Raw genomic sequence first — 18462 nt, 5'->3', positions numbered from 1 at the left:
AAGGATAAAAAAATGGATGCTAAAGGCATAAAACAACTCATAGATAAATTAAATGGCCACACCGCAACAGCACTTGAATCAGCAGCTGGGTTTGCGAGTAGTCGTAGTCATTTTGAAGTGCTTCCTGAGCATTTACTTATTAAGTTAATGGAAGAAGGAAGTAATGGTGACCTTGAGCACATTTTTCATTTCTTTAATATTAATCAAGACAAAGTATGGCATGAGCTATTAGACTTTTTAAATAGACAACCTGCCGGTAATCAAAGTAAGCCTACATTTTCTCGTCGTTTATACGAATGGCTAGAGCGTGCATGGTTAAGTGCTAATGTTCAGCATAAAAGTGATTTTATAACAGGTGCTGCGCTTATTGATTCATTAACAGAGTTATTACCTTACAGCCCTGTACTTCAATTACCTGCTTTACTAGATAAAATAGATTCACGCTTTTTAGCTGAAAATTTAGATAAAATTTGTCAGCAATCTTCAGAGCGTTTAAACCCAGTAGCTAAATCAAAGTCTGCAAATCAAACAGATTCATCGCACGGTACAGCTGCGCTTGATGAGTACTGTGAAGATTTAACTGAAAAAGCAAAACAGGGTAAAATTGATCCTGTGTTGGGTCGTAATGACGAAATTAGAATGATGGTCGATGTGTTATGCCGTCGAAGAAAAAATAACCCTATTCTAGTGGGTGACCCAGGTGTAGGTAAAACAGCAGTCGTTGAAGGTTTTGCCCAGCGCATAATTGATGGTCAAGTACCAAGTGATTTACAAGGCGTACGCTTATTGGTGCTTGATATGGGGTTATTGCAAGCAGGTGCCGGCGTTAAAGGTGAATTTGAGCGCCGCTTAAAAACGGTGATCGACGAAGTTAAAAATTCAACTACGCCAATAATTATGTTTATTGATGAAGCGCACACTTTAATTGGTGCCGGTGGCGATGCGGGCATGAGTGATGCAGCAAATTTATTAAAGCCAGCATTAGCACGCGGAGAATTAAGAACCGTTGCTGCTACAACATGGAGCGAGTATAAAAAGTATTTTGAACGTGATGCTGCTCTAGAGCGCCGTTTTCAGCTTATTAAAGTGGATGAGCCAACAGAGCAAGCGGCTCAATTAATGCTTGCAGGCTTAAAAGATAAATATCAAGAGCATCATAATATTCAAATTACGGATGACGCTATAGAAGCTGCTGTCGTTTTATCGTCGCGCTATATAACAGGTCGCCAATTACCAGACAAAGCTATTGATGTATTAGACACCGCAGCGGCAAGAGTACGTATGTCGTTTGCTACAGACCCAGCTGCCATTGAGTCTGAGCGTGAGCACATTAATTACTTAGAAACCAGAATCAATAGTCTCAATGTAGAGCTAGGACAAGGTTTAGTCGTTGATAAAGATAAGCTTACCCATTTAGTTGAAGAGCTGGTTATTGCACAAAATAAATTGGCGCAACTTACTCACTCGCGTGAATCTCAAATTTCGACTTTGAGTCAAATTAACGAGATAAAGCAGGCAACTGATCAAGAGCTTGATAGCGAATCATTACTGACACTTCGCCAATCACTAAAAGAGCAAAATACACAAGACAACGGCTTATTTAGTGAAGTAGATGCAGATGCTGTTGCACAAATTATTTCACAGTGGACCGGTGTGCCTGTAGGGGCAATGGTAAAAGATCAGATTAGTAATTTAATTAATCTTGAAGCCACAATTGGCCAAGAAGTTATAGGGCAGCAGGCAGGACTCGCTAAAATAGCGCAAACACTAAGAGTAAGTAAAGCCGGCGTAAGCAACGATGAAGGCCCGTTAGGCGTATTTTTACTAGCTGGTCCATCGGGCGTGGGTAAAACAGAAACGGCGCGTTGTTTAGCAAAACAATTATTTGGTGGTGATAAATTTTTAACCACTATTAATATGAGTGAATATCAAGAGTCGCACACCGTATCGCAACTTAAAGGTTCACCACCAGGGTATGTTGGTTATGGTGAAGGTGGTGTTTTAACCGAAGCAGTAAGACAGCGTCCATATTCAGTAATTTTACTTGATGAAGTTGAAAAAGCGCACAAAGACGTAATGAACATGTTTTACCAAGTGTTTGAGCGTGGCACGATGCGTGACGGTGAAGGACGTGAAATAGACTTTAAAAATACTGTAATTATCATGACATCTAATTTAGGCTCAGCAGAGTTAATCGATGCATGTACACCGCCTACAGTTATAGACCTAAGTCCTCAAGATGATGATGAAGAACAAGTACAGCAAAGCGATCAAGAAGCAGCTATTAACGAAGCGCTAAATCCAACGCAAGCACCTATTAATGAAGACGGAACGCCTTGGAAAGTACCGTCAATCGGTGCACTTACTGATTTAATTAAGCCGCAGTTACTTGCTTTTTTTGCACCTGCTTTACTTGCTCGTATGCAAGTTATACCTTACTTAGCGCTTGATTCAGAAGCTCTACAGTCTATTGTCAGCTTGAAACTTGAAGCCATTGCAACACGTTTGCACGAAAACCACAAAATGCAGCTACGAGTAGATGCTAGTGTTTTAGAAAAACTGACTACTCAATGTACGCTTTCAGATAGTGGTGCACGTATGGTAAATGCGGTTATAGAGCAGCAAATACTTCCTGGTATCGCTAAATCAATTTTAGAGTTTATGGCAGAAGAAGACATGCCTGATATTTTAACGCTGGCTGTTGACGAACAAGACGAAATTACGGCGACATTTGCAGATAACGCTTAAATAAAAGGATGTAAAAATGGGATTCATGGACATATTTAACGAGCTCAAGGCCAATAAAAGTCACTTTAGTGTTGCTATACAGGGCATGCCTGACGGGATGGTATATGTAACTGACTTTGAGTCTAGGGACGATCGTTTATGTGAAGACTATGAATTTAAAATCCAAGTATTGAGCCCTGAACATTTAACATCTGAAATGCTAATAGGCAAAGATGTTTCGTTATCACTAGTGTGGTCAATGTTAGATCGTACTATTTCAGGGTTAATTAGTGGTTTTATAGCGCATGGTCAAAGTCATCAGGGGTATCACTATACTTTGATCATGAGTTCTCATTTAACATTACTTAAGCATCAGCACTCTAACCGTGTATTTACTGCTATGGATGCAGGTAAAATTATTTCGAGTGTGTTTGAAAAAGCAGGTTTCCCTGCGCAAAAGTTAAATGTACAAGCAAGCTCAACCATGCTCGATATGACCGTGCAATATAACGAAACTGATTACGAATTTGTAACACGCTTAATGCGTAAGCACGGTTTTGTATACAGCTTTGTAGAGCAAACGGGTGGTGAATGTACATTGTATATTTGCAATGATTCAAATGGTATAGCGCAAGAGTTTAATGAAATAAACCTAAGCTACGTACCGCCATCTGGGCAAGTAAGAACGAGTGAGTCAATTTTTGCTATAAGCAGGCAGGCTCAATTATTTCCGCAAAGTACACACTTAGATGATTACAACTACCAAGCTCCGGGTAATTTGCAAGTTTCAAAAAATAACAGTGCGTCAGTTATTGGTTTTGGTGAAGATAGTCATTATGGTGATAATTACGGGCAGTCAAACGAAGGGCAAGACCTAGCAACTATCAGGCAGCAAGCGTTTGATTGCCAACGTGAGCAAATAATAATAGATACAGACTGCAGAGCACTTCGCCCTGGTATGCGTTTAAATATTTATGACCACCCAGAGCATGATGGTCAGTATTTAGTGACGCGTGTAGAGCACAAAGGTAGCCAAAGTGCCTCGGTTGAATACGGCTCTAATGTAAAGGGCTTAACGTATAAAAACCAAGCTTATTTAATTAGTGTTAATCAGCCTTATAAAGCCGCATTACGTCCAGCGAGACGTGTATTTGCAACGTTTAATGCATTAATTGAGCAAGAAATTGATGACAAAGGTAACTACGTAGTAAAACTACCTTTTAATCAAGATGGGGAAGGCCAAGAAAGCCGTCCTACACGTTTAATGCAACCTTACGGTGGCAGCGGGCACGGTATGCATTTTCCACTAACTCAAGGTACAGAAGTGCTCGTTTGTGGTGAAAATGGTGATTTAGACAGGCCTATAATTTTAGGCGCGCTTTATAATGAAAATGCACCAAGTCCTGTTACAAGCGAAAACCCAACTGAAAATAAATTAGTAACTAAAGCTGGGCACAGCTTTGTAATGGATGACAAAAAAGGCGAAGAGAAGATAAGCCTTGCCAATAAAAACAATAAAAACCAATTAATACTCGATGCTACAAATGGTGCGCACCAGGCAATGTTAAAGTCTGTTGATGGTGATGTTAAAATTTCAGCGAAAGAAAACCTACAGTTTGTTGCTGAGAACGACGCAAACTTTACAGTTGCTAATAATTTTACAACGCGAGTAGAGAATAACTTGCAAATTCAAACCCGCGAGGGGGATATTACAGTTACCTCGGCTGCGGATTTAACCTTAAATTCAGCCGCAAATAGCCGTATTCAAGCAACAGATGGTAATTTAGAGCTCACAGCAACTGATGAGCTTAAAATGCAAGCACGACAAGATATTAGCGTTTACTCGGTAGACGGCAACCTTGAGTTACAAGCGCCACAAGGTGATTTAGAACTAAATAGCGGTAAAAATATTACTATAAAAGCAAATGGGCAAGGCTCAATTCAGTTAAGCCAAGGTGGTGCAAGTATAGAAATTGATGCTGCGGGTAACCTTACAATTGATGCCACTAATATAACGTTAAGTGCCACTAATATAGCAATTAAAGGCAGTGCAATTAGTAACAACTAAGTTAAAGGAGTAATTTAATGAACGCTAAAGTTAAAAGTATATTTAATCACGATCAGCAACTTGCACCTGTAAGTAAAGTTGATGAATTTGGCCGAGTTAAAAGCGTTACAATAAATAACGACGAACATAGTGTTGTAGCGCAAGCGGCGCATATAACACCATGCCAAGTGGGCGACACAGTGCTGCTTACTCATACCGCACAAGGCTTTATAGCAACAGGGCTACTTGCAAGTGAAGGACAAGTACCTGCTGCGCTTATTAAAAATAGCCAAGGCCACATAACTATTGAAGCACAGCAAAGTATTAGCCTTCAAACGGCTAAAGGGACGATAGAAGTATTTGCCGACGGGACGATAGTGCTCGAAGGGCGAGACATAACAGCCAATAGCGAGCAAGATCTTACCTTGGCTGGCTGGCCAATTAGGCTTAATTAATTCTATGTTTGCACAAGTCGCTAAGGTTAAGCAGCATCAGCAGCGCTTAACTACTTTATTAAAACACAAACAAAAGTTGCAAGCGCAAGGCGTTTACCCGCTTGCGCGACTCAATGTAATTGAAAGCCAATTACTAAATCATTTATACACACTCAGCGATTTAAAAAGTGATGCACCCACAGATTACTTTGCAGGTAAAAATTTAACACAAGTAAGCCATTTAGCGCTTGATGAATTTATTACCTTTGCGACAGAAAACCCTGAGCACCACAGTATCTACACGCTATTGCTACAAAGTCTTAATTTAAAAAGTGAGCTTAACAGCGCCGAAACTTTTTTAGCTTTAAAGTCGGACAAACATTTAAGTTATTACAGTGTATTACAGCACTTACTTGATTATTGGCAGTTAGATGATAATAAAGCACTGCGCAATAGTGTACTCAACGAAAAAGAAGAGCTTGATAGTAACGCAATTACTTTACTTTTTTCACAGCACTTAAGCGAAACAGAGCTTACCAATGCAATGTTACATGCTAACTTTGATATTGCTTACGCAGCACTTGTAAATGCCTACTGTAATAACGCAGAAAACGTATCAGACATGCTGTTTAAAGTATTTGCTAAAACAAATGATGACAATAAAAAAGCAAAATTGCTTGCTTTAGCTGGGCTTACTAATGATCCGCGTTGGGATGAACCTTGCCTTCTATTTTGTAAAGCTAACCCCGGCCTTTGCCAGCATGTACTAAGCCACTTTGTATACAAACGCACACTGCCTTTATTTATTAATTTAATGGCACATGGGGTAACGCAAAAACCAGCATATGCAGCGTGGTTAACAATAACTGATAGGCCGCTTGCCCAAGCAGAAAAAGTAACTGTAGTAGAGTCAAATAACGAAAAAAACCTACATAGCGGCATAAACCTTGACGATGCAGAGCATGCAAGGCAAACGTTTGCATTAACGCCCGGGGATCAATTATTAAACGGTGTTAGCTTTGTGCACAGTAATGTAAAACAAAAACTAAAAATGCTTGCAGGAGAAGTTGTGCAACGTGTAATAGCACCGCATTATCCACTGCAAAAAGCCTGTGCGTTATACCATTTATTAGTGAGCGCTAAGCAATGGCAAAGTGTGATAGCGGAGAGCCCAAGTGCTGAATAATTTTTCTCCTTGGCAGGCCAGTTTTTTTGATGGTTGGTTGAGTGATCGTACGCTGGCTAAAGTGGTTGTCGTAAAACAAAGCTTTGAGTTTGACGAAAAGGGCAATGTAACACCAAACGAGCCTGGACCCGATATTGTTGTAGCGGATGACTACGTTGGTGACCCCGCACATTCTCCACTGAGTGAAGTAAACGAACAAGTTGCTTTTAAGCATGGATTTGAAGTGTATGGCGACTTTACAGCTTACCCACCTAAAGCCAAACAAGCGCGAGTGATTGAAGTCGAGCTTGGCCTTCATGATAAAACGCAGCCACTATTTAAAAAGCGTTTACGTGTAACCGGCGCACGTTTTTGGAAGCGCTCTTTGCTAGGGCCAGTCGCAACTGATCCTAATATTATTGAACCTACACCTATCAATTACAGCAATGCCTTTGGTGGAAAAAACCTGAATGACGAAACCGATTACCTGCTAGAAAACCCAATAGGAAAAGGTTTTAAGCTTAAAAATAAACAGGCAATAGGGCAGCAACTACCCTCTATTGAGTATGCAAACGAGCTTCTGCGAAAGCCGAGTCATACTACGCCAGTAGCTGGTCTTTCAGCTATACCATCACATTGGTCACCACGCATAGAGCTCATGCCCGACATTGATAAAAAAGCACTAATGGCAGGTAATTACCCATTTAAAACAATGCTTGATGAACATTTTAATAATGTGGCACCTTTAGATCAGCGTATAAAAAATGAGTTTACAGCAGGGTGGGCGTTTTCGCTTTCTGGACTGTACCCGTTACAAAACTATGGTCAGCACCAGCGAGTAGAGCTTCCATTTGACGAGCCAATAGTTCAGCTAGTTAACACATTAAACAGACATACAATTAATATGCGCTGCGACACCTTAATTATTGATTCTGACGCGCAAAGTTTTTCTTTATTATGGCGCGGGAGCATTGATGCTATGCACGTAGGCGCAAATAGTCAGTTAGTCGTGGCAAAAAAGGAAGCTAACAATGAAGTTTGATGTACTTTGCCACATAAATGCCACAGGGTGTACACCAAGCAGCCTATATACCGCTGTTGCAAACCAAATGTTATTTTCTAAACCGAGTAAAGCATTAATACGTTGCGATATAAGCTTAGATGCCCCCTACATAATGGTAGAAATAGAAGAGCTTGCCCAACTAGACAGGCAAACTAAATGCTTACTACTACTAAGCCAGCTTATCGAAAACCTTGATATTGCAACCCTTAGAAAAACATCTCGTATAAGTCAAATAATGTTTGTATTACCACAGGATGAGTTAAAAAACCCAGTAATAAGTGACGATACCGTCAATGAGCTTTTAGCTGAGGTGATCTCTCAGCAAATACCTGATTTTATACAAACAACAACTATCGACTTTAAAAATATAGCCCCAGATACACTAATAATTGCAGTAGATTCGTGTGTTAGTTATCAGTATGTAAGTGACCAAGCAAAAAATAACGATGTACAAGTGCTAAATGGCCCGCCAGGCATTATTAATGGAGAAGGTGGATGTGCATTACTTACACATGGACAAGGTGGGCTAGAAGCACAGCTTTTTAATGGCGAATTAAGTGAGCAGCTTAACCAAGCACAAGCGTGTGTTAATGATACTTACTTATTTGCAGGTAAGCAGTCGTTAGCATGGCAAAAAAAATGGTTTGCTAATACACAAATGCTATATACCCCAGAAGATGAATTAATAGAGCTTGCAGACTTAAACAACACACTAGGTTATCAAGGTGTTGCTAATAACCTAACAGGGTTAGTACTTACACATAGCTATTTAAATAACCCTTTAAATGAAGGGTTAAATCATGTGTTTTTATTATTTAATTCACCCAATGAGCAATTAATAAAAATTTCAAGGAGTGAAAATTCATGACATACATTAATGCAGCCGCAGGTAAACAAACAGGCAGTGTTCAGTACGACATAGACGCGCTAACCGCCGATGTTCGCTCAGGAGGATCATTAACATGGCGACACAATAACCCAACTTTATTAGCCCTCAATAATAGTGCACGAAGTAACGGCGCATTAGGTAAAGCCAGTAATGTTGCTATATTTGAAGACAGAGATGCCGGTGAAGCTGCTTTTTTAGATGAAATAGCACGCCCAAAATACCGCGATAAAACACTAGGCGAAATGGTTAATACCTTCATACCCGACTATATAATTCCGCCACCACAATGGGACGATGAAAAAAACGAGGCCATCTTGCCGTGGAACGAACCACAAACAGATATGGATGTTAATAAACCGATTACCAATGCCCAAGCATTTTTAGACTTAGTGTCGAGTCACTTAGGGTGGCAAGCCGGCAGTCAAGAGCAGTTAACCAAAGATGCGCAATCGCAAGCAGGGCAAGTAGCCACAGTATCAGGGCAAAATGTACTCATAAATGGCCGTACCGCGGTACACAAAAAAAGCGGCGGTAAGTTAAGTACCATAGATGTATGTTTAACCACAGTAGGGCCAAGTGTAATCCCTATTCCATACGCAAATATGGCTGCGGCCAGCGATGTAGCAAGTGTTGCTGGGTCAGTAAAAATTAACGGAAATGGCGCGGCTAATATCAAAAGTAACTTTTCAAAGAGTAAGGGCGACAAACCGGGTAACAAAAAAGGCATAATAAGCGGTACAAACGATGGAAAAGCAGAATTTATTATAGGCTCATTTAATGTACTCATTGAAGGTAAACCCGCAGTGCGTCAAGGCGATTTAATGATTTCAAACTCAAAAAACACCCCGCCTATGCCGCTAGCGCAATCAGGTGGCGCATCACCAAGAGGGTTGAGTGTCGAAATGAGAGATTCAGATACACAAAGTGAAGACCCAGCAGAGGCCGCTTTTATCGTAGAGACAGACGCTAATAATAATTTAATTGGTCAAGGGAAGTTTACCGTCACTCAAGGTGCATTCAAGAATAACCAAGTTTTTGATGAGGGAGTTTAAATGACTACACAATATATATACGCCCCTAGGATTGTTGATGAAGCGAAAGACTGTAGTTTAAATCTTATTTTACATAGTTTTTCTGGACCGGAGCTTTGCATACCATTTGGTAAAGCAGCAAAAAAGTTAAAGTCGCAAGATTTAGCTGAAGATCAAAAGCCGACATTTATAACCGTTACGCCACTAGTATTTAAAGACTATACACTTGATAAAACTAAAGCGGGCGCACCCGAATTCATCCCTATGGATAAATTTAGACCAACACCTGAGGATGATGCTGCATATGGTTATTATTACATATATATTAATGGTTTTTTATGGCGAGAGATTGCAGCGTTAGCTGATAAGCAATTGAGTGATGTGGATTTATCCCTACATCATAGCCAAGACCTAAGACCGCATAGTAGTGTTTTTAATCAAGATATTTTACTACCGCGTAAAATAATTGAACTGTTTGGTTCGCCAAGTACAGCCCAAGTGCCTAATATTCAAATTGCTTTTTCACGAGTACAGTGGTCGTGGGAATATATTACTGCATTAGGAGGAATGTATGAAAGCGACTTACGTCTCAGTAAAAAGCCTTTATTGAGCAAGTGTGATGATACTCAAACAGCTAGTCGCTACCGTACTGAACGAATGCAATCTTTAGATTTTAATGATGCTCCTAATTGGGGTTCGATTAAAAATATGGACGTTTTGGCTGGTAAAGTAAGTGTGCTCGTCCATGATATTTTGGGTATAGCACAAGTACAAAAATTAACAGCTGACTATTACTCTCAAATGCTGAAAAACCACCAATCAGAACTTGAATCGAATGGTTATTATAAGTCGGCAATGCTGGCTCATCAGCTGTATTTTAATGAAACTTTGTGGCAAAAACAGGCGCTCAGCACACCTAAAACGTCGCATAAAGCTTTTGTAAAAGAAGACCCACAAAGCAGTAATACACGAAAAGCCGCAGGCGAAGTTTCAGAGCAAGAACTAGAAAAGTATTTGCTAGGGACCAACCCCTCTTTAGTAATTGATGCCGTTGAAGGTTATTTAGATGCTCGAGAAAAGCTCTACGATTTATATTATTTAGACTGCCAAGATTTAGAGCTAACTTTAAGTGAGATTAGCGACCAAATTAATGTTCAACCACCGGCAGAGTGGGAGTGCCTAGCCAAGGATTTAACAACGGGCGGTGTTCTTACTTACGGTTTGGCGTTCGAATTTATATGTGAGCAATTAATAACACTAATCTTACCTAAAACCACACTGTCTGCGTATTTGCCAGGACTATGCGATAAAGAAAAAAAAGACAAGTTAATTAATCGATTAGATGAGCAATTTGAAAAGAGTAAAACGTTAGTATTTGAAATAACTCAAACAAACAATAATTGGTTTAGTAAGCAATTTTGTGTACACCCAGAGGCATTTGGAGAAAACCTAGCAAACACTAATTATGATGAGGAATTAATAGCAGACACAGTAGAAGGGTTTAATCCTAAAAAGTTTGATCATGATAAAATTAAAGACGAATTATCACTGCCATTCATCCCAGCCTACTTATCAAGTAAAAGTGTACTTGATGTTGTCTCTAAAGGGCTTAATGAGTGGCTAGGCATGCAAGAGCGAGTCTTTGCTACTTTTACTAAAGAATTAACAGAAAAGGGAATTAAGTATCATCACTTAATTGGCGGCTTTAGCAAATCACGTAACATAGCAGAGTTTAAAAACTTAAAAATATACCCCGCGAATGCAGTGCCTGAAGGGCGCTTTGCTTTGAATATGGATATTGTTAGCCACCCTTTATTAAATGATTTGAAAACTAGAAAACAACGTAGCGCATTTAGAAATATTATCAAAGCTATTGAAGAAAAGGGAAAAATCACCTCTACTAATACAAATCAAGTAATAACAGTTGCTAAAGCATTAAAGCAACCCCTTTTTTCAAATGGGATTAATGAAAGTAATCGCAAGCTATTTAAGCAAACCATCGCTTTAGTTACGCAAATGGCAAAAATGGTTTTGGAGCAAAAGAACTTTGCGGCACTCATGGCTGGTAGCCAACTTTATGTTTTGACATTGCCTGAAAATGATATTCCTGCAAAGGTGCTGTTTGATAGCCCCGTCCGAAGTCTTGGGGAGGAGTTCCACCATCGTGGCTTAGACTCTAAGATGCTAAAACGTATCAGCGTAGCTACGGGGCGGTTTGTTTCTATACCCCTATTATTTTTGACGGGGTATAGCACATATGTTTGTTACCTAAATTATGAAAAAGAGTTTAAAAAAGGCGACGCTTATGAAGGTGTAAAAAATGTAGCGTTAATTGGTTCTAGTTTGGCTGCTGTGGGGAGTGTTTGGGAGGCGTATACAAAAAATGTAGAGCAACGTTTGTTGACTCGAACAAGGCTCTCATTTCAACTACTTGGCTCATCAGCGAGTGTTAATGTTCTAAGAAGTTTCTCGGGTGTTATGGGGGTTCTCATGGGGTCGGTACAAGCAGTTGATGCGTATCAGTTAATCAGTGTAAGTGACACTGATGCTGGTATTGCTATGTTTGCCGCGGCGGGTTTCAGTATTGGACTAGGAATACACACGGCTTTATTTGCAAGTCTTGGACCTTGGGGGTGGGCATTATTATTAGGCTCAATCGTATTTAGCTTACTTGCTGTGTGGTTAACCGATAGCAAGCTAGAAATATGGGCTAAGTTTGGTCCATTTGCCAAGAATAAGCGGGGTGTATTTGCAGGTGAAGAGGGGGCTATTTACAATACTTTCTCAGATCCAAACCAATATTTTAAATATATTCAAAGTGTTTTATTTTCGCCCAAAGTGACTATTAATACGCCTACTTTTTTTGATAGTCGCAGTTATTATACGGTGAAAGTAGATTTACCAATGTTTATAGTCGGTAAATCTGAGTTGCATTTAGATGTAAAATACTCTTGGCGACATCCAACAACATTGGATGTTTACAAAGAAGCAGGGTGGGTTGAAGGTACTAAAGAATATTTATGTGAATTTGATGATAATAGCCTTAGCCTAAATGCTGCAGTTTATGAGTTTGAAATTGAATCACCTAGTATCAGTGTGTTTGATGTTGAAATAAAATCAATACTTATATACAACGAAGATTTAACCTTACCAATAGATTTTGATGCGTTTGAAAAGCCAATTAAAAATGCTTCACCTGATTTAGCAATCGCATAAGGAAAGTAATGCAAAATAATGATTACCTAGCCGTTGATATCATGCCTAAAAAAACGCGGTTCAATCGTTTTTTTTACCCTGAGAGATTAGATAGTCTTAAGGCTAAGTTTAAAGGCTTATGTTACTTGTATGACCTGCCCTCTAAAAAGCAGAAAGTTATACAAAAGCACCCAGAACGATATAAAGTAGAAATGTGTGGAAATAACTCCGTCAGGGTTATTTTATTTGGCCCAATAATAATCGGATTTACTTTGAGTATAATCTTGTTGATCTGTTGCTTAGTAGCTACCTATTCCAAGGACCCATTCCACTGGTGGATACCTATACTTACTTTTTCTTGGAATTTGTTTTTTCTTAATTTACTGCCGCTAACAGACAGTTACATCCCTAAAAAACAAATATACTTTGATAGAAAAAAGCAGCTAGTAGGCTTTACTTATACTATCCCTGGTTGCGAAGCGCGTGATGAGCAGGGCAATTGTTGTTTTAAATGGGCTGATATTGTATGCCATTTAGATATGGTTGCAACACGCCCAGGTGTAATGGGGTTTGTACCCTATATAAGTCATGTTAATGAAGATAAATACCCTGACACTAAAATTGTTGTGCCAGTGCCGGATAACTCAAACAACCCAATGAACTGTTATTTATATTGGGAGCGTGTAGTGCGTTTTATGGACAACAGCCAACCACTTCCTGATGTACCTGAGTATGAAAACTACCGACACCTTGATGAACCCACCGCTGAATTTGATAAAAAAAATGGCAGACCTAATAAATTTTGGAGCGACTTTTCACTTGCTCAACAAGTCGAAATTTGGCAAAAATTTAATAAAGAAGCAGCTCATTTTAATTGGCTCAGAGCGACACCTAACGAAGAAATAATTAAGCCTTGGCTGCATTTTAAAGGTGAGCCAGAACGTATCGAAAAACTGACATTGAAATATAAAGCAAAGCGTTTAGCATTGCAGTTGTTTATGGGAATACCTTAAAAGATGATTTTATGTATAGTATTAGGCTAAGTTAATTTTTAATAAAAGGCATTCAAATCTAGACGGTATATGCTGCCTAGGTTTATTAAAGCAAAGGGACCTGATGCAAAATAATAATTACTTTGGTGTTGGAATAATGCCAAAGAAAATAAAGTTTAATCGTTTTTTTGAAGCGCACCGAATAATAAATGAAGGAAGCGAATTTAGAGGGTTGTGTTTTTTCCGACGTTGGCTAAATCAAGATAGGCGCATTTATGCGAATAAAAAAGAGCAATATAAAATAGCGCCTTGTGGCAATAACCCTATAAAAGCCATATTATTTGGTCCAATGGCCATTGGTGCTGTATTAAGCTTTGTTACATTAATTAGTATTTTATCACTTCCATTTTATGAAGAAGGTGAAGAATATCAGTGGTGGATACCACTTGTTACCTTTTTCTGGAACTTATTTTTCTTAAACCTATTACCAATAATGGCTAGATATATACCTGATAAGGTGATGTACCTTGACAGGAAAAACCAAACGGTCGGGTTCACTTTTGATATACCCGGTTGTGAACAACGAGATGAATTAGGTAACTGTTGCTTTAAATGGGAAGGGGTTGTTTGCAGGTTAACCTCGAAAATGGGTGCGCCGGGGGTGATGAATTACTTTCCAGAAATTAGCCATATAGACCAAGAGAAGTATCCTGAAACAGAAATAAACTAGACATCCATCCTAAACTTTTGCCAACTAACCATTGATATGGAAACAGAAATAAACTAGACATCCATCCTAAACTTTTGCCAACTAACCATTGATATGGACACGCCAAACTTTGCGTTAGGGCAGTCAGAGGTGTTCGCTCAAGTTGACCAAATAGAGGATTAGGGAGTTTTACACTTTGAGCAGGAATTTCGTCACGATCATAAAAATTGGCAAATAATCCAAAAAGAAAATACTGAATCAGGCGTTATAAGTGGATTTCAATACATTGTCCCAATTTTATCAATGTGGCCATTAAACTTTGACGTTGATTGGCAGGTAAAAGTGCAGTATCGGTTAGATAAAAATGTGACCTTGCCTTATGTGGACATTGACGAGCGCAGTGACTGGAAAACCGGCGAGATACCAGACAAAGCATGGATAATAAAGGAAATAAAATATGCTTGAAGAGTATACTGAAACTGTTTACAGAGGCAAGCAAGATACAAAGTATAGAGATGGAATAGCGACTGATGAGCGTGACTCTATGTATTGCCGTTACCAAAGTAAGCAAGCGTTATTTCCTAGAGGTGATGTGTTTGGGCACTGCTTTGATAACTCTCAAAGATTAGAATATAAATTGAATATAAGTGGTGCAGCAAACCAGCATCGAAGTATACTTAGTCAAAATGAGAGCCGATTGGAATTACCTTTGGCTTCTAATCCTGTAAGTTTCATAGACACTTTAACTTTCGCTTGGGGGATATTCCACATATCAATACTGTTTCTTTTGCTAGCTTTTCCTATTACTAGTTTTTTGCTTGGAGATATTGCAGAAGCATTTGATAGTTATACTGTGTTGTTTTCTGTTTGGTGTTTTTCAAAAATTTCAAACTGGGTAATATGGCCATATTTTAGATCTAATTTTAAATTAGCAGTTATTTTCGATCGTAAAACAGGTGTAGTTAAAGTACCCAAAATCGATGCAAAGAGCTTTGCTTATTTAAGCTTTGAAGAATTTAATGCTCATTACAAAGCTACACATGATCCCAAAAGTGGATTTCCACATAGGGGGCTTACGCTTCTTCATTATAAAGAAGATCAGCGTTATGATGTTGCTTACAACAATGAGATAGCTTGCAGTTTTCAACATTGGGAATTATTACAAAACTTTATGGATGTTACTCAGCCATTAGCAGACATCCCACAATTTGAATATTACCGAGAGTTTGATAAAACCACTGCTGAATTTGATAAAGCCAATGGTCGCCCTAAGTACTTTTGGTATCGCGTTGATAAGTCATTTTTAAAAGAAATGAATCAAGCTGATGATGAGCTTAGAAAAGAATTTAATGATGAAGAGCAGCTCGATAATCTTTTGATGGGAAAACCTATCAAAAAGCTAACACCGCCAGATATTTTTAAATTTCCATGGAAATACGCAGATAACATCAAGCCTGAGAGTGAAATTAAGTTTGGGAAAACCTTGTGGCAAAAATTTACATCATTTTTGATGATAGATTTGTAAACTGTGGAAAACACATTAAAAACAGCTTTCTATTTTCCATGAAGAACCAGGATTTCAAATCGATTAACTAACCGTAGTTCTTTAACAATCATAAAAGGAATTTAAACCTAGGTAGCATAAGTGCTGCCTAGGTTATTTAGTTAAAATAGTATGAGTATATTTAAGAAAAGCAATAAACAAGACACCCATCTTAATTTTGCAGTTTAGCAAACGTAGTACTAGGCTTTTGTCAGTATAAAAAACAAGCAGGGTGTCTTATGGCAATTGCAAGAAAGCGTCAAGTAAGTTTGGTTGATACAAAATATTATCATTGTATTTCACGGTGTGTTCGTCGTGCATTTTTATGTGGTGAAGATCACTTTACAGGTAAGTCTTACGAACATCGACGAGGCTGGGTTGAAAAAAGCAATAAACAAGACACCCATCTTAATTTTGCAGTTTAGCAAACGCCTAGATTCTAATTGGAAGTGCACCACCTAATTCATTATAGACTTCATTTGGTGTTTTAAATCCTAAACATTTTCTAGGGCGATTATTTAGTTGTTCCTCTACTTTTTTTAATTGCTGATGGCTTACTTTGCTAAAGTTTGTTTTCTTCGGGTAATACCTTCTAATTAACCCATTTACTTGCTCTACAGCACCTTTTTCCCAGCTGTGATAAGGCTCACAAAAATAAGATTTATTTTTCAAAATGGCTTCTACTTTTTTAAACTCTGTATTTTCAGAGCCATTATCATAAGTTATCGATAAACAAGAACTTGGTGGGTAAATAGATAGTTTTTTACATATTGCATTCGATGTCGCTAGAGCTTTTTTAGATGGTAATTTGGTGATATGACACACTCTAGAAACTCGTTCAAGTAACACATTCAGCGCACATTTTCTGTCGCTAGATTCAACAGAGTCACTTTCCCAATGCCCAAAGTTTTTTCTGAGATTAATGTCATCTGGCCTGTCTAAAATACTACATCTTTGACCCCAAACTGTTTTCGTTTTACGGGTTGGATATTTTTTCTTACGTTTTTTATGTTGCCTAGCTAAATATACAATAAGTGATGGTTCATTCTTGTATATATATTGATAAATGGCCTCGTGAGATACGTTGGGTAAGGTTTTATCAAATTTTATTCGCCCAGCTATGATCTCAGGACTCCACCCAAGCTTGAGCTTATCAGTCACATATCGTTGAGCTTCAACAGACTTAAGCTTAACTCGCTTAGCTCTCTCCCTTACCCTTACTTCGTAATACATTTGAGCTGGATGAGGGTAATAAGTTGGTACGTAATAATCATATTTATTACGCTTTAACTCTCGGCTAATAGTGCTATGTGAACGATTTAGTAATCGGCTCACCTCACGTATTGATTTTTTTTGGTAATGATACCACTCAAATAAACGACAACGTTCAAAGTTAGATAAATGTGAATATTGGGTACCCATGGCACACCTCCTGAACTTATAGTTTAGTAAAGGTGGTGCACTTCGACCTTGAATCTGCCCACAGTTTGGCTTGTACAATTAGAGTGGCTGTCTAGTTTAGTTGAGCTTTGGACCCGGTCCAGGAGTCGATCAGGTTTGGGTTAAACGAGACGAAAATAACGAAATTATAGAGTATTTTATTGTTGAAGCTAAAGGTCCAGGCGCTAAATTGTTAACTGGTGCAAATAAAGGCGACCAGATGACAGATGAATGGATTGAAAGCAGCTTAATGTCGATGAAAAATTCTAAAAAATACGAAGAAAAAAATCAATTGGGAGAAGATATTTTAGATGCTATCGAGGATAAAAAACCTAAAGTAACTAAGCTTGTTATTGAAGCTGTCGAGGTTGACGGTGAGATTACTGGCGGTAAACTTCAGCCTCTCCCAAAGAAAAAAAGAAGGTAAAAAAGAATGCTAAAACTTAATAATTATAACTTTGAATTTGAAAAGCTTTTTAAAAAAGCACCTATAACTATTGAAATTAGATTAGCTGATATGGACAACAGGCAGACTCCTCTTGAAGAAAGGGAGGATGCAACAAGGATTCTCTCAAGAAAACTTCAAGAACTCGCTTATGCTCATTATGTATTAGAAAACTACACAGAAGCAAAGCTTTATTTGAAAAAAGCAGCGCCATTTGCATACTTAACAGGTTTTGACTCAGAACTAAAAGGGCACAACAACGAATGGACTATTCAAAATAAGCTTAATATCACTTTATTGTTTGGTGATAAATCAATAATAAGCAAGTTACGTGAACATGCAGATGACTTTACAACCAGCAGCGTGACTAAGAAAGCTATTTTTTTGTATGATCACTTACTAATTAAAATAGGCACAGGTAAAGTACTGCCTGAAGAAGAAATTGAAAATGCGCTTACTGAGGCAAAATCAACTAAAGATAAAGATGTACAACAATGCATTGTTCCTCTTATTGAGGCCATTAAAGGTCTTACTATTGGCGATGATTTGTTATGGCAATCAAGCATTGACAAAGTAATTGCGTGGCACGCTGATGAATGTAAATACGGTGACTTCAAAGAAGATGGAAATGCGGTCATGTCATTAAATGCGCTTAGTATGGCTAAATTGGGCAAAGATATGCATGGCTGGCAGTGTAAAACTGATTCACTTTATTTACCGTTATATTTAATTAATGATTAAATCTATCACCACTAATTTTAAGAGGTAATGATGAGTAGTGT

General features: G+C 38.4%; 15 protein-coding genes and 1 pseudogene. 15 read left to right on the top strand and 1 reads right to left on the bottom strand.

Translation table 11 applies throughout. The features are described 5' to 3' along the window. Nucleotides 1–12: 12 nt before the first annotated feature. From tssH to H5117_RS16555, 13 genes and pseudogenes are all read left to right on the top strand, one after another. A complete protein-coding gene (gene tssH / locus H5117_RS16615) occupies nt 13–2748 on the top strand; it encodes a type VI secretion system ATPase TssH (RefSeq protein ID WP_182738699.1) in 2736 nt (911 codons plus the stop codon). 25 nt (nt 2749–2773) lie between these two features. Next, nucleotides 2774–4795 (top strand): type VI secretion system Vgr family protein, encoded by a 2022-nt coding sequence (locus H5117_RS16610; protein ID WP_182738715.1) that lies wholly within the window; start codon nt 2774–2776, stop codon nt 4793–4795. A 17-nt stretch (nt 4796–4812) separates the two neighbouring features. Beyond that, a complete protein-coding gene (locus H5117_RS16605) occupies nt 4813–5229 on the top strand; it encodes a hypothetical protein (protein ID WP_182738698.1) in 417 nt (138 codons plus the stop codon). Between the two features lie 4 nt (nt 5230–5233). Beyond that, the gene (locus H5117_RS16600; RefSeq protein WP_182738697.1) at nt 5234–6394 is read left to right on the top strand and encodes a hypothetical protein; all 1161 of its coding nucleotides are present in this window, start codon (nt 5234–5236) and stop codon (nt 6392–6394) included. Continuing rightward, the gene (locus tag H5117_RS16595; protein WP_182738696.1) at nt 6384–7415 is read left to right on the top strand and encodes a DUF2169 domain-containing protein; all 1032 of its coding nucleotides are present in this window, start codon (nt 6384–6386) and stop codon (nt 7413–7415) included. Before H5117_RS16600 ends, H5117_RS16595 begins: the two co-directional genes overlap by 11 nt. Next, nucleotides 7405–8304 carry a hypothetical protein gene (locus tag H5117_RS16590; protein WP_182738695.1) on the top strand — a complete coding sequence of 300 codons (900 nt, stop codon included), beginning with the start codon at nt 7405–7407 and terminating at the stop codon, nt 8302–8304. Before H5117_RS16595 ends, H5117_RS16590 begins: the two co-directional genes overlap by 11 nt. Continuing rightward, nucleotides 8301–9377, top strand: a complete 1077-nt coding sequence (locus H5117_RS16585; protein ID WP_182738694.1) for a DUF4150 domain-containing protein — start codon at nt 8301–8303, stop codon at nt 9375–9377. Before H5117_RS16590 ends, H5117_RS16585 begins: the two co-directional genes overlap by 4 nt. Further along, complete coding sequence (locus H5117_RS16580; protein WP_182738693.1) at nt 9378–12572, top strand: hypothetical protein; 3195 nt, start codon at nt 9378–9380, stop codon at nt 12570–12572. Nucleotides 12573–12916: 344 nt separating this feature from the next. After that, complete coding sequence (locus tag H5117_RS16575; RefSeq protein WP_259404516.1) at nt 12917–13564, top strand: hypothetical protein; 648 nt, start codon at nt 12917–12919, stop codon at nt 13562–13564. A 103-nt stretch (nt 13565–13667) separates the two neighbouring features. After that, complete coding sequence (locus H5117_RS16570) at nt 13668–14273, top strand: hypothetical protein (protein WP_182738691.1); 606 nt, start codon at nt 13668–13670, stop codon at nt 14271–14273. A 282-nt stretch (nt 14274–14555) separates the two neighbouring features. Further along, entirely contained in the window at nt 14556–14717 is a 162-nt protein-coding gene (locus tag H5117_RS16565; protein ID WP_182738690.1) for a hypothetical protein, read from the top strand. After that, a complete protein-coding gene (locus H5117_RS16560) occupies nt 14710–15777 on the top strand; it encodes a hypothetical protein (protein WP_182738689.1) in 1068 nt (355 codons plus the stop codon). The genes H5117_RS16565 and H5117_RS16560 overlap by 8 nt, the downstream gene beginning before the upstream one ends. A gap of 257 nt (nt 15778–16034) precedes the next feature. Further along, nucleotides 16035–16178: pseudogene (locus H5117_RS16555) on the top strand (Mobile element protein); the annotation flags it as partial. 49 nt (nt 16179–16227) lie between these two features. Here H5117_RS16555 and H5117_RS16550 read toward each other — a convergent pair. Then, nucleotides 16228–17217 carry an IS30 family transposase gene (locus H5117_RS16550; RefSeq protein ID WP_182738687.1) on the bottom strand — a complete coding sequence of 330 codons (990 nt, stop codon included), beginning with the start codon at nt 17215–17217 and terminating at the stop codon, nt 16228–16230. Nucleotides 17218–17317: 100 nt separating this feature from the next. Here H5117_RS16550 and H5117_RS16545 point away from each other — a divergent pair, with 100 nt between their 5' ends. Together H5117_RS16545 and H5117_RS16540 are read left to right on the top strand one after the other, a co-directional pair. Continuing rightward, entirely contained in the window at nt 17318–17662 is a 345-nt protein-coding gene (locus H5117_RS16545) for a hypothetical protein (protein WP_259404512.1), read from the top strand. Nucleotides 17663–17668: 6 nt separating this feature from the next. Then, the gene (locus tag H5117_RS16540) at nt 17669–18421 is read left to right on the top strand and encodes a hypothetical protein (RefSeq protein WP_182738686.1); all 753 of its coding nucleotides are present in this window, start codon (nt 17669–17671) and stop codon (nt 18419–18421) included. Nucleotides 18422–18462: the final 41 nt, after the last annotated feature.

Source organism: Pseudoalteromonas sp. SG45-1, assembly GCF_014164135.1.
Lineage (GTDB): Bacteria > Pseudomonadota > Gammaproteobacteria > Enterobacterales > Alteromonadaceae > Pseudoalteromonas > Pseudoalteromonas distincta.
The sequence above is the reverse complement of the archived record's forward strand: the minus strand, read 5'-3'. Positions and strand labels throughout refer to the sequence as shown.

Bases quoted from the DNA above. Each gene is read 5' to 3' on its own strand.
- tssH (WP_182738699.1), top strand. From the start codon at position 13: ATGGATGCTAAAGGCATAAAACAACTCATAGATAAATTAAATGGCCAC.
- H5117_RS16610 (WP_182738715.1), top strand. From the start codon at position 2,774: ATGGACATATTTAACGAGCTCAAGGCCAATAAAAGTCACTTTAGTGTT.
- H5117_RS16605 (WP_182738698.1), top strand. From the start codon at position 4,813: ATGAACGCTAAAGTTAAAAGTATATTTAATCACGATCAGCAACTTGCA.
- H5117_RS16600 (WP_182738697.1), top strand. From the start codon at position 5,234: ATGTTTGCACAAGTCGCTAAGGTTAAGCAGCATCAGCAGCGCTTAACT.
- H5117_RS16590 (WP_182738695.1), top strand. From the start codon at position 7,405: ATGAAGTTTGATGTACTTTGCCACATAAATGCCACAGGGTGTACACCA.
- H5117_RS16585 (WP_182738694.1), top strand. From the start codon at position 8,301: ATGACATACATTAATGCAGCCGCAGGTAAACAAACAGGCAGTGTTCAG.
- H5117_RS16580 (WP_182738693.1), top strand. From the start codon at position 9,378: ATGACTACACAATATATATACGCCCCTAGGATTGTTGATGAAGCGAAA.
- H5117_RS16570 (WP_182738691.1), top strand. From the start codon at position 13,668: ATGCAAAATAATAATTACTTTGGTGTTGGAATAATGCCAAAGAAAATA.
- H5117_RS16565 (WP_182738690.1), top strand. From the start codon at position 14,556: ATGTGGCCATTAAACTTTGACGTTGATTGGCAGGTAAAAGTGCAGTAT.
- H5117_RS16560 (WP_182738689.1), top strand. From the start codon at position 14,710: ATGCTTGAAGAGTATACTGAAACTGTTTACAGAGGCAAGCAAGATACA.
- H5117_RS16550 (WP_182738687.1), bottom strand. From the start codon at position 17,217: ATGGGTACCCAATATTCACATTTATCTAACTTTGAACGTTGTCGTTTA.
- H5117_RS16540 (WP_182738686.1), top strand. From the start codon at position 17,669: ATGCTAAAACTTAATAATTATAACTTTGAATTTGAAAAGCTTTTTAAA.